General features: G+C 68.3%; 12 protein-coding genes. 10 read left to right on the forward strand and 2 right to left on the reverse strand.

All coding sequences use genetic code 11. The features are described 5' to 3' along the window. Positions 1 to 237: 237 nt before the first annotated feature. Positions 238 to 1,017, forward strand: coding sequence for a DUF481 domain-containing protein (locus tag DOM67_RS16750; protein WP_157958891.1), 780 nt, complete (start codon positions 238 to 240; stop codon positions 1,015 to 1,017). 101 nt (positions 1,018 to 1,118) lie between these two features. On the opposite strand, the gene DOM67_RS16755 is transcribed toward DOM67_RS16750, so the two are convergent. Then, positions 1,119 to 1,916, reverse strand: a complete 798-nt coding sequence (locus DOM67_RS16755; RefSeq protein ID WP_110678028.1) for an SDR family oxidoreductase — start codon at positions 1,914 to 1,916, stop codon at positions 1,119 to 1,121. Positions 1,917 to 2,295: 379 nt separating this feature from the next. On the opposite strand from DOM67_RS16755, the gene DOM67_RS16760 reads away from it, so the two are divergent. From DOM67_RS16760 to DOM67_RS16785, 6 genes are all read left to right on the forward strand, one after another. Next, positions 2,296 to 4,362, forward strand: coding sequence for a TonB-dependent receptor (locus tag DOM67_RS16760; protein WP_110678031.1), 2,067 nt, complete (start codon positions 2,296 to 2,298; stop codon positions 4,360 to 4,362). Positions 4,363 to 4,475: 113 nt separating this feature from the next. Next, a complete protein-coding gene (locus DOM67_RS16765; RefSeq protein ID WP_106418905.1) occupies positions 4,476 to 4,655 on the forward strand; it encodes a hypothetical protein in 180 nt (59 codons plus the stop codon). 152 nt (positions 4,656 to 4,807) lie between these two features. After that, complete coding sequence (locus tag DOM67_RS16770; RefSeq protein ID WP_110678098.1) at positions 4,808 to 5,497, forward strand: Cupredoxin; 690 nt, start codon at positions 4,808 to 4,810, stop codon at positions 5,495 to 5,497. Then, a complete protein-coding gene (locus tag DOM67_RS16775; protein WP_110678033.1) occupies positions 5,498 to 7,918 on the forward strand; it encodes an EAL domain-containing protein in 2,421 nt (806 codons plus the stop codon). A 19-nt stretch (positions 7,919 to 7,937) separates the two neighbouring features. Next, positions 7,938 to 8,807, forward strand: coding sequence for a DUF3034 family protein (locus tag DOM67_RS16780; protein WP_110678035.1), 870 nt, complete (start codon positions 7,938 to 7,940; stop codon positions 8,805 to 8,807). 13 nt (positions 8,808 to 8,820) lie between these two features. Continuing rightward, on the forward strand, positions 8,821 to 9,267 hold the full coding sequence (locus DOM67_RS16785) for a group 1 truncated hemoglobin (RefSeq protein ID WP_110678036.1): 447 nt from the start codon (positions 8,821 to 8,823) through the stop codon (positions 9,265 to 9,267). A 118-nt stretch (positions 9,268 to 9,385) separates the two neighbouring features. Here the strand turns inward: DOM67_RS16785 and serA are convergent, their stop codons facing one another. After that, positions 9,386 to 10,636, reverse strand: a complete 1,251-nt coding sequence (gene serA, locus DOM67_RS16790) for a phosphoglycerate dehydrogenase (RefSeq protein ID WP_110678039.1) — start codon at positions 10,634 to 10,636, stop codon at positions 9,386 to 9,388. A 430-nt stretch (positions 10,637 to 11,066) separates the two neighbouring features. Between serA and DOM67_RS16795 the strand changes: the two genes are divergently transcribed. Genes DOM67_RS16795 through DOM67_RS16805 form a run of 3 tightly spaced genes read left to right on the forward strand, consistent with a single transcriptional unit; the run spans position 11,067 to position 14,265 of the window. Next, positions 11,067 to 11,336, forward strand: a complete 270-nt coding sequence (locus DOM67_RS16795; protein WP_110678041.1) for an exodeoxyribonuclease VII small subunit — start codon at positions 11,067 to 11,069, stop codon at positions 11,334 to 11,336. After that, positions 11,326 to 12,228 (forward strand): farnesyl diphosphate synthase, encoded by a 903-nt coding sequence (locus DOM67_RS16800; RefSeq protein WP_110678043.1) that lies wholly within the window; start codon positions 11,326 to 11,328, stop codon positions 12,226 to 12,228. Before DOM67_RS16795 ends, DOM67_RS16800 begins: the two co-directional genes overlap by 11 nt. An 18-nt stretch (positions 12,229 to 12,246) precedes the next feature. Next, the gene (locus DOM67_RS16805) at positions 12,247 to 14,265 is read left to right on the forward strand and encodes a 1-deoxy-D-xylulose-5-phosphate synthase (RefSeq protein ID WP_110678045.1); all 2,019 of its coding nucleotides are present in this window, start codon (positions 12,247 to 12,249) and stop codon (positions 14,263 to 14,265) included.

The following is a 14,265-nucleotide window of genomic DNA, read 5'->3' on the forward strand; positions in this document are numbered from 1 at the left end:
ATGAACCTTTTTTTTGCCCCAACGGCACTGCCGGCTCGCCACGACGCTCACGCTCGCCGACTTTTCGTAGGCCCCTGGGCGCTGTTGCACCTTCTAAAGCTTTGGTTGTCTATACCTCTCGTTTTCGCCTGTCCGCCCTCGCCGCCACCGGGCGAGCGCGGGTCGCGGCGATCTTCATGCCGGGCAGCCACGTGCCTGCCGGCATGAGCGTTCATGGCAGTCAGAAAGGAGGCGTACGTGATTCATCAAGGACGACCGAAGACGCGGAAGCGGGCTCGGCAGTGGCTGCTGGGCGCCGGGTTGCTGGCACTGGCCGGCGGCGCCCAGGCCCAGCTCGAGGATTTCGAGGCGCTGGGCAATCCGGCCGAGGCCGAGAACCCGTTCGAGGGGCAGGCCGAGCTGGGCTACAACAAGATCAGCGGCAACAGCCATAGTGAAAGCCTGCGCGCCGCCGCCGACATGACCTGGTTCGATGCGCCCTGGTCCTACAACCTCAAGCTGGGGGCCAAGAGCGCCAGCGACGAGGACGAGACCTCCGCCGAGGAGTACTTCGTTCAGGGGCGCACGCGCTACAACCTCTCCCGTGCCAACTACCTGTTCGGGCTGGCGCGCTGGGACAAGGATCGTTTCTCCGGCTACGACTCCCAGAGCACGCTGATCGGTGGCTACGGCCGCCAGATCCTGGAGGGGCCGCCGCATTCGCTCTCGGTCGAGGTCGGCCCCGGGGTACGTCACGACGAGTACACCGGTGACGGCAGTGACGACCTGGCGCTGTTCTACGCCGGGCTGGACTACGGCTGGCAGTTCTCCGAGAACTCGCGCTTCAGCCAGACCCTGGCCACCGAGTCGTCGCGGGAGAACATCATCGGGCGTTCCGAGACGGCGCTGATCGTGTCGATGAACGACGCCCTGGCGCTCAAGCTCTCCTACGAGGCCGATTTCAACGACAACCCGCCGCCGGGGGCCTCCAGCCAGACCGATACCACTACCGGAGTGTCGCTGGTCTATCACCTGTGAGCACCCGCACTGACATGTGAGCACCCGCACTGTCGGCATCGCCCGCGCTGGTGTGACCATCGGTGCGGGCTCTGGTGTCAGTGCTGGCTTCGGCTCCGGCGTCAGTTCTGGACCGACATCACCGCCCCGCCATCGACGCGCAGATTGCTGCCGTTGACGAAGGAGGCGTGGGGAGAGAGCAGCATGGCGATGATGTAGGCGACCTCGTCCGCTTCGCCGCGGCGCTTGGCGACGATGCCCGGGCGCTCCTCGTCGAGAAAGCTCTCCACCGCCTCGTCGAATGAGCAGTTCAGCGCTTCGGCGCGCTGGTGCATCATGCCGTCGGTCATCGGCGAGGCGATGAAGGCCGGTGCCACGGTGTTGCACAGCACCCCGTGCGCCGCTTCGCGGTAGGAGAGGTTCTTGATGAAGGCGCTCAGCGCGGCCTTGGCAGTGTTGTAGACCGCCTCCTCCCAGTAGGGCTGCACGGTGTTCTCCGAGGTGAGGCAGACGAAGCGCCCCCAGCCCTGCTCGCGCATGGCGGGGATGGTCGCCCGCGCCAGTCGCACGGCGGAGAAGAAGTCGATCTGCCATGCCTCTTCGTAATCGGCGTCCGTCAGTGTCAGCGGGTCGCCCTTGGCGCCGGTGATGCCGGCGGCGTGGACCACCATGTCGATATGGCCGAAGCGTTCGCGGCCGCGGGCGACGAGCGCGTCGACCTGCGCCTGATCGGTGACGTCGGCGGTGACGCAGAGCGTCGCGGCATCGAGGTCGGCGGCGGCTGCCTCGAGCGCCTCGGCGTCGATGTCGCTGAGGACGAGATTGACGCCCTCGGCGGCCAGCCGCCGCGCGGTCGCCAGACCGATACCGCCCTGGGCGCCGGTGACCAGGGCGGTCTTGCCGCTGATGGCGAGATCCATGCTATGCCTCCTTGCAGACGATTGAGATGCCGTCGCGCAGGCGACGACACCAGCTCTGTACGAAAACTGCCTGCGCTCGGCAATACGGTGTTAAAAATCGGCTCAAAATGCTCATTTACACCCCGTAAACTCCGCGTTTTCACCGATTTTTGCCTTGTCTTGCCTTCGCTCGCTGACTTTTCGTACAAACCCTAGAGCCTTGAGCATGGCCACGATTGGCGTGCGGCGCCAACCCGGCTTTGTCAGCCCGGACAGGCTGCGGCATAGTGGGCGCTTCTCGCCATCATCACCAGACAACCCCGCACAGCGGACGCCGCCAGGCATCGTCTGCAGGCCGCGCCGTCGTCGCGCCAGAACGGGGGATATCGCAGGGAACGCCATGACAATCCGAATTCTCTCCCCGGCGCTCGGCGCCGGGGTGCTGCTCGCGCCTTTGAGTGCGCTGGCCCAGGCCGGCAGTGCCGCGCCCATGGCTCAGCCGGTCATCGAGGTGACCGCGCCACGCCTGGCGCGGGAACTCTACGCGACGCCGGCGGCCGTCTCCGTGGTCGACCGCGAAGCGATCCAGCAGGGCCAGCAGCGGGTCAGGCTGGACGAGTCGCTCGATCTCGTCCCCGGCTTCTATCTGCAAAACCGCAACAACTTCGCCCAGGGGCAGCGTATCGCCATCCGCGGTTTCGGCGCGCGGGCGCCGTTCGGTGTGCGCGGTATCACCGTGATGGTCGACGGTATCCCCTATACGCTGCCCGACGGCCAGGCTCAGCTCGACGCCATCGATCTCGACAGCGCCGAACGCATCGAGGTGATCCGCGGGCCGGCCGCGGTGCAGTACGGCAATGCTGCCGGTGGGGTGATCAGCGTGACCACGGCGAATGGGCGCGACGATCCGGGTAGCCATATTCGTATGGAGGGGGGCAGTCACGGTTATCGCAAGTTCGCGGTGAGCAACGGCGGGGTCAATGGCCCCTGGTCGCACCATGTCAGCCTCTCCGCCCTCGACTATTCGGGCTACCGCGACCACAGTGCCACCGAGAAGTACCTGCTCAACGCCAAACTGCGCCGGGAGCTGGGCAGCGACCGTGCGCTCACCGCCATCGTCAATCTGCTCGACAATCCCGAGTCCGAGGATCCGGGCGGGCTGACCCGGGCGCAGGTGCATGCCGACCGCGATCAGGCCGGGGCCTTCACCGAGAAGTACGACACCGGCCAGAACGTCGATCAGCAGGTGTTCGGCCTGCAGTACGAGGATCTCTCGGCGGGGCCCGGCGCGCTCTATCTCAAGGGCTTCTATCTGCGCCGCGACTTCGAGCAGCAGCTGCCCTATCCCGGCGACAGCCTGATCGACTATCAGCGTGACTACTATGGCGGCAGCGCCGAGTATCACCAGACCGTGCACCTGGGGCAGATGCCGCTGCGCTATGTCGCCGGGGTCGATATCGCCCGCCAGCGCGATGATCGCGGACGCAAGAACGTCGCCTTCAGTGGCGCGGTCACCGGCACGGCGGCCGACGAGACGCAGACCGCAACCTCGCTGGGGACCTTCGTGCAGGGCGATCTCGATCTCGACGAGCGCTGGACGCTCTCCCTTGGCGGGCGCTACGACCGGGTCAGGATGAAGATCGACGACGCCTATATCGACTCCGCCAACGGTGACGGCGACGACAGCGGCGAGCGCACCTTCGATCAGTGGAGCGGCAGTGCCGGCATCAGCTATCGCTACCGTGCCAACCATCAGCTCTACGCCAACACCGGTACCGCCTACGAGACGCCGACCTTCTCCGAGTTCGCCAACCCCAGCGGGGCCGGCGGCTTCAATGGCGATATCGAGCCGCAGAAGGCGTGGAACCGCGAGCTGGGCGCGCGCGGCAGCTTCGCCAACGGCTTCGACTACGACGTCGCGCTGTTCTCGGTGCGGGTGCGCGACGAGCTGGTGCCCTACGAGGGTGAGTCCGGGCGCACCTTCTACCAGAACGCCGGCGACAGCGAGCGCGATGGCCTCGAGGTCGCGCTCGGCTGGCAGTTCACCCCCAGCTGGCGCCTCGACAGCGCCCTGACGCTGGCGCGCTACCACTTCGACCACTTCTCCGATACCCAGGGTCGCTACGACGGCAAGCGCATCCCCGGCCTGCCGCAGCAGACCTGGGTCAACCGCCTGGGCTGGCAGGGGGTAGGCAAGCGTTTCGCCAGCATCGAGACCCAGTACGTGGGCGATATGGTGGCGGACAACGCCGGCGAGGTAACGGTCGGCGACTACTGGCTGGTCAATCTGCGCGGTGGCGACGGCTGGCATCTCGGCGGCGATACCTGGCTGAAGACCTATGTCGGTATCCGCAATCTGTTCGCGGTGGAGCACTATGCCAACGTGCGCATCAACGCCAGCAATGCGCGCTACTTCGAGCCAGCGCCGGGCCGAACGGTCTATGCTGGTATAGGTCTGGACTTCTAGGCTTTGTCCGAAAACGGCCTGTGCTCGCCGGCTGTTCGTACACCCCCTAGGCATCAAGCATAACGACACCGGGCTACCCGAGGGGTGCCCGACGGGATCACGAGGAACCTAACATGCGTCATCTGCTCTCTTTTGCCCTGGCTGCGCTGCTGCTGTCACTGCTGGCCGGCTGTACCGTCAACACTTACGCCGATGGCCAGCGCGAGGTCCAGCCCGGCGTGCCCCAGGACGGCCCCACCGCCAATCCGGCGGATGCCACGCGGGGTCAGGAGGGGAGTGGCGAGCTGCCCTGATGAGCGCTGGAGTCTAAGTCAAGTTTGGGGCCGGGCGGCCGATATCGTGCTATGTATCTGCCACCCCTTGAGGCGAGCGGTGCGCGGAGCGTGATCGGCGGTTGGTCGCGCTCGCCGCTCGCCGCGCGCCGCCGCCGAGCGAGAGCGCCGAGATGTGCCTGACCTCTTCCCACCGATGGACCCTGAGCGCGCCGCTGGCGTCGCTGATGCTGCTGGCGTGGGCGACCCCCGCGGCCAGCGCGCAGCTACAGATCACCGATGTCGCCACCGGCACGCCGCTCGGCGACGCGGTGGTCGAGGTCTATGCGCCATCCACGGCGGGCTCGGTCAGCGCCGCCGACCATTACCAGATCGTGCAGCGCCAGGCCACGTTCATCCCGCACGTACTGCTGGTGCCGGTGGGTGCCGAGGTCAGCTTTCCCAATCGTGACACCACGCGCCATCACGTCTACTCCTTCTCGCCGGTGCACCCGTTCAGCCTCGATCTCTATCTTCAGGAGACGCCGCCGCCGGAGCGCTTCGACCACGCCGGCGTGGTCGTGCTCGGTTGCAATATCCATGATGCGATGGAAGCGTTCATCGTGGTCAGCGATGCGCCCTATCGCACGCTCACAGGTGACGATGGTCGCGCCGTCTTCGATCTGCCGCCGGGCCAGCATCGGCTGCGCGTGTGGCACCCCCGCCTGGAGGATACGCATCTCGAGTGGTGGGAGGGGGAGATCGTGGCCGGTCAGTCCCGCGAGGTGGCGCTCACCCTCGCGGCGAGTCTGCCCCCGGTACCCGCGCCCTCGGCGCTGCAGCAGCGCTTCCAGCGCGCGCTCGAACAGACGCAGGCCAACTGAGTGTCGTTTCGCCGACGCTTGCTGCTGATCATGCTGGCGGTGATGGCCGTGGCCCAGCTGGTCGCCGCCATCGCCACCCTGGGCACGATCCATCGCGACATCATGCAGAAGGGGGGGCGCGAGCTGGAGGTGGGGCTCGGGGTGATGCGCCAACTGCTCGACGAGCGCGGCAAGCAGCTGCGCAACAGCGTCGGCATCCTGACCTCGGACTTCGGCTTCAAGAGCGCGATCGCCTCTCTGGACCTGAACACGCTGGCCAGCGTGCTGGCCAATCAGGGCGAACGGGTGGGAGCCGATATGGCGCTGCTGGCGGCGCCGGATGGCACCATCGTGGCCAGCAGCCACCATGCCCCGGGTACGCCGATGCCATTCCCGCGACTGTGGCAGCAGGTGCGCCAGTCCGGCGAGGCGACCGGCGTGGTGCTGCAGGACCAGCGCCCCTATCAGTTCGTCATGCTGCCGGTGCGGGCGCCCAATCTGATCGGCTGGGTCGGCATGGGGTTCCTGCTCGACACGCCGCTGGCCGAGGAGATTGCCCAGTTGACCCGGCTGCAGGTCAGTTTTCTGGTGAGTGATGCAGAGCCGGCATCCGGTGCGTCGGGCGAACGTGCTGCGGGCTATGTCGCCGGCGCGCTGGCGCAGGCGCCGCCCGAGGCGGTGAGCGCGCTGCGCGTGGATCTGACGCGGGGTGACTATCTGCATCACAGCGGCGTCGACGCCAGGCTGGACGCCCTGGTGCTCGCCTCGCCGCTGATGGTCTCTGGGATCACCCCCGGTGCCGGTCAGGGCAAGGTGCCGGGTCAAGGCCAGGGCCAGGTCTATGCGGTGGTGGAGCACCCTCGTGCGGATCTGCTGGTGGTGTTCCAGGCACTCGGCTGGCGGCTGGCAACGATCTTTGCGCTGACCCTGGCGCTGACCGCGCTGGTGGCCGCCTTCAGCGCCCGCGGCATGTCGCAGCCGCTGATCCAGCTGGCCCGGGTCGCCCAGCGTATCGGACGCGGCGAGCGGGTCACCGAGGTGCCGACCGGCAGCGGCGGCGAGATCGGGCTGCTCGGCCGCACGCTGGTGGCGATGCAGAACGATATCGAGACCCGCGAGCGGCAGCAGCGTCATCAGACGCGGCACGATCAACTCACTGCGCTGGCCAACCGCCACTCGGCGCAGCAGGACATTGCCGAAGCGGTCGCGGCGGGGCAGCCGTTCACGCTGCTGCGGCTATCGATCTACGGCTTCCGCCATATCAACGACACCTTCGGCTACGCCGTCGGCGACCAGGCGTTGCGCCAGTTGGCGAAGCGCCTCGCCAGCTGCCCGGCACCGGTGCATCACGCCTACCGCCTGGGCGGCGACGAGTTCCTGCTGCTGGTCGACTCAGCGGCCGTCGATGCCCGCTGGCTGGCATCGCTGCGCGAGGGGTTGGCGCGGCCGATCGAGCTCGACCACTCGCCGCTGCGCCTGCAGCTCGTCTATGGCGAGGTCAATTTCCCTGAACACGGGCGTGAGGCGCCGCTGCTGCTGCGCCGGGCCGAGATCGCCATGGCCATGGCCAAGCAGCAGCGGCTCGGCTATCTGCGCTACGTGGAGGGGCAGGATGAGAAGCGCCTGCGCGAGATGACGCTGGTACGCGATCTGCAACTGGCGGCCGAGCGCGGGCAGCTGAGCATGGTCTACCAGCCCAAGATCGCCGCCGCCGACGGGGCGCTGGTCGAGCTCGAGGCGCTGATGCGCTGGCAGCATCCGGAGTTCGGTTTCATCCCGCCGGACGAGTTCATCACCCTGGCCGAGAGCGCCGGCCTCATGTCCCAACTGACCGGCTGGATGCTGACCACGGTGTGCCGGCAACTGGCCGCCTGGGAGGCCGAGGAGGGGCTGTGTCTGGCCGTGGCGGTGAATCTGTCGGCGCAGGATGTGATCGATCCGGCCCTGCCGCAGCAGCTCGCGCAGGTACTGGCGACCCACGGCCTGGAACCGGCCCGGCTGGGGCTGGAGGTGACCGAGAGTGCGATCATGTCCGATCCGGAGACATCCCGCCGGGTGCTGGCCGACCTGTCGCAGCGCGGTGCCAGCACCGCGATCGACGATTTCGGCACCGGCTACTCCTCGCTGGCCCAGCTCAAGCGGCTGGCGGTACGCCAGCTCAAGATCGACAAATCCTTCATTCTCAAGCTCGAGCAGCAGTCCGACGACCGCATCATCGTGCACTCGACGATCGAACTCGGTCACAACCTGGGGCTCGAGGTGGTCGCCGAGGGCGTCGAGACCGAGGCCGCGCGGGCGCTGCTGGTCGAGCTCGGCTGCGATTATCTGCAGGGCTATGGCATCTCGCGCCCTTTACCCGCGGCCGCCGTGGTCGGGTGGATCGCTGCCTATACCCCCGGCGTGCGCCAACCCCTGCGGGCCACCCCGGAGTCGACACCATGATCCTGCGAGGCACCGTCTGATGGCGAGACGCATATCCCGCTGGGGCCGGCGCCTGGCCCTGGGTGCCGCTGCGCTGCTGGCCGCCGACGCGCTGGTCACCCCGGTACAGGCGGGGAGCCGCCTGCTGGGCACCGGCGGCGTGACCCAGATCGAGGGCGCCGCCGGTGGCGGGCTATCACCCTGGGGCGTGCTCGCCGGTACCGCCAGCGATACCGAGGTGGCGGTGACCGTGGCCGCCAGCGAGGCGTGGCTGGACGACTACGGCCTGCGCGTGCGCGGGGTGGGGGTCAACTGGCACGACCGGGTGGAGCTCTCCTACGCCCGCCAGCGGCTGGCGCTCGACACCCTGGGCGGCGTGCTGGCGCAGGATATCTATGGGGTCAAGCTGCGCCTGTTCGGCGACCCGCTCTACCACCCCTGGGGTAGCTGGAGTCTCGGCGTGCAGCACAAGCGGCTCGATCAGGGGCAGGCGCTGGCGCGGGCCGTGGGCGCCAAGTCGACCCAGGGCAACGATCTCTATCTGGCCGGCAGCAAGCTGTTCTTCGACGCGGTGGCCGGACGCAACCTGCTGGCCAACCTGACGCTGCGCTCGACCCGCGCCAATCAGGGTGGGCTGCTCGGCTTCGGTGGCGATCGCGACAGCGGCCGTTCGCTGGTGGCCGAGGGCTCACTGGGGCTGTTCCTGACCCCGGCCTGGGTGGTCGGGGTGGAGTATCGACAGAAGCCGGACAATCTCGGCTTTGCCCAGGAGCAGGCGTGGCAGGACCTGTTCACCGCACTGTTCCTGACTCGCCACCTCTCGCTGACCGGTGCCTGGCTCGATCTTGGTGATATCGCCGGGCTCGAGAACCAGCGTGGCGGCTATCTGTCGCTGCAACTGGCGCTTTGACGGGGGGCTTGTGATGTATCCGATCTTGACGCGTGGGTACCTGGCCGCGCTACTGCTGGCGTGGGCCCTGAGCGGCTGTGCCGGGGCGAAGCCGCAGCCCGCGCCGACCCTCTATCAGCAACTCGGCGGCGAGCAGGGCATTCACGCCATCGTCGAGGACTTCGCCTATCGTCTCGCCGATGACCCCGAGCTGGTGGGTTTCTTCGCCAACACCAATATCGACTACTTCGTCGGCTCTCTGGCGGACTACCTGTGCGTGGTCAGCGATGGGCCCTGCGTCTACCAGGGCGCGCCGATGGACAAGGCGCACCAGCACATGGGCATTCATGAGGCCGACTTCAACCGCCTGGTCGATGCGCTCCAGGCGACGCTGCTCGCCCAGCCGATCTCCGCGTCGGCGCGCAACCAGTTGCTGAAACGGCTGGCGGCGCAGCACGCCGCGGTGATGCGCTATCAGTGAGGTGTCGGTCAGAGGCACCAAGGCCCGCGCCGGGTGGCGCGGGCCTTGATGGGTAGAGATCGACCTGGCAGTGCGCGCGCCTCGACCCTGTGGCCGGGCTCAGGCGCGATAGTCGGGCTCAGGTGCGGTAGTCGGTCTCTGAGTAGAGCACGCGCAGGCGCACGGTGTGGTTGACCTGCTTGAGCGCGTCGAGCGCCTGCGGGCCGTAGGCCTTGTCGACGTCGATCACCACGTAGCCGACCTTGTCGTTGGTCTGCAGGAACTGGCCGGCGATGTTGATGCCGTTCTCCGACAGCACGCGGTTGATCTCGGAGAGCACGCCGGGCACGTTCTCGTGGATGTGCAGCAGGCGGTGCTTGTCCGGGTGCGAGGGCAGCGCCACCTCGGGGAAGTTGACCGAGGTGATGGTGGTGCCGTTGTCGGAGTAGGTGACCAGCTTCTCGGCCACTTCGATGCCGATGTTCTCCTGCGCTTCCAGGGTCGAGCCCCCGATGTGTGGGGTCAGGATCACGTTCTCCAGACCGCGCAGCGGCGAGACGAACTCCTCGCTGGTGCCCTTGGGTTCGACCGGGAAGACGTCGATCGCCGCGCCCAGCAGCTTGCCGCTCTGGAGCGCTTGTGCCAGCGGCTCGATCTCGACCACCGAACCGCGCGAGGCGTTGATCAGAATGCCGCCCTGCTTCATCAGCGCGATCTGCTCGGCGCCGATCATCCAGCGGGTGGCGGGCAGGTCGGGCACGTGCAGGCTGACCACGTCGGCGCGCGCCAGCAGCTCCTCGAGGCTACCCACCTGGCGGGCATTGCCCAGCGCCAGCTTGGTGACCACGTCGTAGTAGATCACGTCGAGGCCGAGGGACTCGGCGAGCACGGAGAGCTGTGCGCCGATGCTGCCGTAGCCGACGATCCCCAGGGTCTTGCCGCGCGCCTCGTGGGAGTTCTTGGCCGACTTGAGCCAGCCACCCTGATGGGCGCGGGCGTTCTTCTCCGGGATGCCGCGCAGCAGCATGATGGTCTCGGCCAGCACCAGCTCGGCGACCGAGCGGGTGTTGGAGAAGGGCGCGTTGAACACCGGGATCGCGCGCGCCAGGGCGGCGTCGAGATCGACCTGGTTGGTGCCGATGCAGAAACAGCCCACCGCGGTGAGCTTCTCGGCGGCGGCGAAGACGCGCTCGGTGAGCTGCGTGCGCGAGCGGATGCCGATGAAGTGGACGTCACGGATCTTGTCGATCAGCTCGTCTTCGCTGAGCGACGTCGAGAGCGTTTCGATGTTGGTGTAGCCCGCATTGAGCAGCGAATCCACGGCGGACTGATGAATGCCCTCGAGCAGCAGAAACTTGATCTTGCTCTTGTCCAGAGACGTCTTGGCCATTGGGGGATCAACCTTTCTTCATCGGCTTGTCGCGAGCGCGTCGCGGTGATGGGAAATCCGTCGGCAGGCGCGGGCGTCGCGCGAGCTCACACACTGTCGGGAGGCCGCCGCCGGCGGGCGCATAGCGTAACACAGACGTCGCGGGTGAGGATGAAAATGACGCACGCAGACATGAATGCCGTGCAATCGTGACAGCATTGTGGCACGCGCCGGGGCCTGTGCCTCCGCGCCGACTCAACCTGTGCCCCTGCGGCGAACAAAATGGGCAAGCAGCGCGACGATTTCACCCCGAGGGCAGACGACCCCCGGGGGCGGCGGTGTATACTCGAAGACCGTTTTCGCTTGGTGCCGGTGGCTTCGCCGCCGCGCCCTCGACCCGGCTCCCGCTCGCGCCCGCGCGAGGCACTGGGAGCGACGCTATGAGTGCACCATGTCTGACAAGATGGCCGAACAGGACGTTCCCCAGGACTTCGCCACCACGCTGACCCAGCTGGAGCGGCTGGTGGCGCAGCTCGAATCCGGCGAACTGACGCTGGAAGCCTCACTGGCCGCCTTCGAGCGCGGTATCCGTCTGACCCGCGATGCCCAGAGCCGCCTCGATGGCGCCGAGCTCAAGGTGCAGGCCCTGCTCGAACAGGCCGACGGCACGCTGCAGTCGGTGCCGTTCGAGACCACCGGAGAGCCACCGCATGCCCCCTGAGACCGTGCTCGAGCAGGTGCCGCCGGAAGCCGCCGTCGCCGCCGCACGAGCGCGCAGCGAACAGGTGCTCGCGGCCTGGCTGGAGCGCTCGCCGGGGGTGTCGGCGGCGCTCGACGAGGCGCTGCGCTACAGCGTGCTCGGCAGCGGCAAGCGGCTGCGCCCGGTGCTGGTCTACCTCGCCGGCCAGGCGCTGGGGGCGCAGCCCGTGGCTCTCGATCCCGCCGCCGCCGCGCTGGAGATGATCCACGCCTACTCGCTGGTCCACGACGATTTGCCGGCGATGGACGACGACGATCTGCGTCGCGGCCGGCCTACGGTGCACCGCGCCTTCGACGAGCCGCTGGCGATTCTCGCCGGCGATGCGCTGCAGACGCTGGCCTTCGAGGTGCTCGCCTCCCGCGAGCACCCGCGCCTCGCCGCGCTCGTCACCACCCTGGCCCAGGCCGCCGGCCGTGACGGCATGGCGGCGGGGCAAGCGATCGATCTCGCTGCGGTGGGTACGCCGCTCGATCTCGCGGCGCTCCAGGCGATGCACCAGCACAAGACCGGCGCGCTGATCCGCGCCGGGGTGCGTCTGGGGGCGCTGGTGGCGGTGGCCGAGAGCGACCCGCGGGTGGCGGCGCTCGACCGCTACGCCGCCGCCATCGGCCTGGCGTTCCAGATCCACGACGACGTGCTCGACGTCACCGGTGATACCCAGACCCTGGGCAAGACCTCGGGCGCCGATGCGCACCGCGACAAGCCGACCTATCCTGCGCTGCTGGGGCTGGAGCGCGCCCAGGCACGGGCCCGCGAGCTCCTCGATGAAGCCCTCGCGGCGCTGGCGCCGCTGGGTGACGCGGGCGCGCCGCTGGCGTGGCTGGCCCGTTTCATGATCGATCGCGATCACTGACCGGTAACGACCTATTCTATGAAGCTGTTCGACGAGATCCCCACGCAGCGCCCGCTGACGCCGCTGCTAGACACGCTCGATGCGCCGGAGGGGCTGCGCCAGATGACGCTGGCGCAGCTGCGCCAGGTCGCCGACGAGCTGCGTGCCTACCTGCTCTACAGCGTCGGTGTCAGCGGCGGCCATTTCGGCGCCGGGCTCGGCGTGGTCGAACTTACGGTGGCGCTGCACCGCGCGCTGCAGACCCCCCACGACCGGCTGGTGTGGGACGTCGGCCACCAGGCCTATCCGCACAAGGTGCTCACCGGCCGCCGCGATGCCCTCACCGGCATCCGTCAGTACGGCGGTCTGGCGGCCTTCCCGCGGCGCGAGGAGTCGCCCTACGACACCTTCGGCGTGGGCCACTCGAGCACCTCGATCTCGGCCGCGCTGGGCATGGCGCTGAGCGCCCGCGCCAAGGGCGAGAAGCGCCGCGCCTGCGCGGTGATCGGTGACGGTGCGCTGACCGCCGGCATGGCCTTCGAGGCGCTGGCGCACGCCGGCCACGTCAAGGCCAACCTGCTGGTGGTGCTCAACGACAACGAGATGTCGATCTCCGAGAACGTCGGCGGCATGGCCAGCTACCTGACCCGCATTCTCACCAGCAAGCCCTATGCGGCGGTGCGCGAGAACGGCAAGCGGGTACTCTCGCATCTGCCCGGCGCGCTGGAGCTGGCGCGGCGCACCGAGGAGCACGTCAAGGGCATGATCAGCCCGGCGACGCTGTTCGAGGAGATGGGTTTTCACTACATCGGCCCCATCGACGGCCACGATCTGGCCGCGCTCAACCAGGCGCTGGAGGCGCTGCGCGACCAGGAGGGGCCGCAGTTCCTGCACGTACGCACGCGCAAGGGTCGCGGCTTCCGGCCCGCTGAGGCCGACCCGATCGGCTTCCACGCCATCACCAAGCTCGAGCGCAAGCCGCCGGCGCCGCCGCGGGTCGATGCCGAGCGCGCGCCCGCTGCGGCAGCGCCGACGTCCCAGGCCAAACCCGACGATTCATTGCCCCCGAAGCCGCGCAGCGAAGATGTGTTGCGCCCGAAGCCGCGCAGCGAAGAGATGTTGTGCCCGAAGCCGCGCAAGTACTGCAACGTCTTCGGCGACTGGCTGTGCGACATGGCAGCGGCGGACACGCGCCTGATCGGTATCACGCCGGCGATGCGCGAGGGCTCCGATCTGATCCGGTTCTCGCAGACCTACCCCGAGCGCTACTACGATGTGGCGATCGCCGAGCAGCACGCGGTGACGCTGGCCGCCGGCATGGCCTGCGAGGCAATGAAGCCGGTGGTGGCGATCTACTCGACCTTCCTGCAGCGCGGCTATGACCAGCTGGTGCACGACGTCGCGGTGCAGCACCTCGATGTCACCTTCGCCATCGACCGGGCCGGACTGGTGGGCGAGGATGGCCCGACCCACCATGGGGCGCTGGATCTCTCCTATCTGCGCTGTGTGCCCGGCCTGGTGGTTCTCGCGCCGGCGGACGAAGCCGAATGCCGCGCCATGCTCACCACCGCCTATCACCATTCCGGCCCGGCGGCGGTGCGCTATCCCCGAGGGACCGGCCCCGGCAGCGAGCTGCCTCAGGATCTCGAGGCGCAGGTGCCGATCGGCCGCGCGCAGACCCGGCGCGAAGGCGAGCGCGTGGCGCTGCTCGCCTTCGGCAGCCTGAACACACCGGCGGCCGAGGTCGCCGAGCGGCTCGGGGCGACGCATCTCAACATGCGTTCGGTCAAGCCGCTGGATCGCGAGGCCATCGTCGCCGCGGCGCAGACCCACGAGCTGCTGGTCACGCTGGAGGAGAACGTGGTCGCCGGCGGCGCCGGCAGCGGCGTCAACGAGCTGCTGGCGGCGGAGGGGCTGACACCGGCGGTGCTCAATCTGGGCATCCCCGATGCCTTCGTCGAGCATGGCAAGCCGGCCGAGCTGCTGCGCGACTGCGGGCTGGACGCCGCCGGCATCGAGGCGGCGATCCGCGCCCGCCTGAACGTCAACGACAACTGA

It is taken from the genome of Salinicola sp. RZ23 (genome assembly GCF_003206675.1).
Classification (GTDB): domain Bacteria; phylum Pseudomonadota; class Gammaproteobacteria; order Pseudomonadales; family Halomonadaceae; genus Salinicola; species Salinicola endophyticus.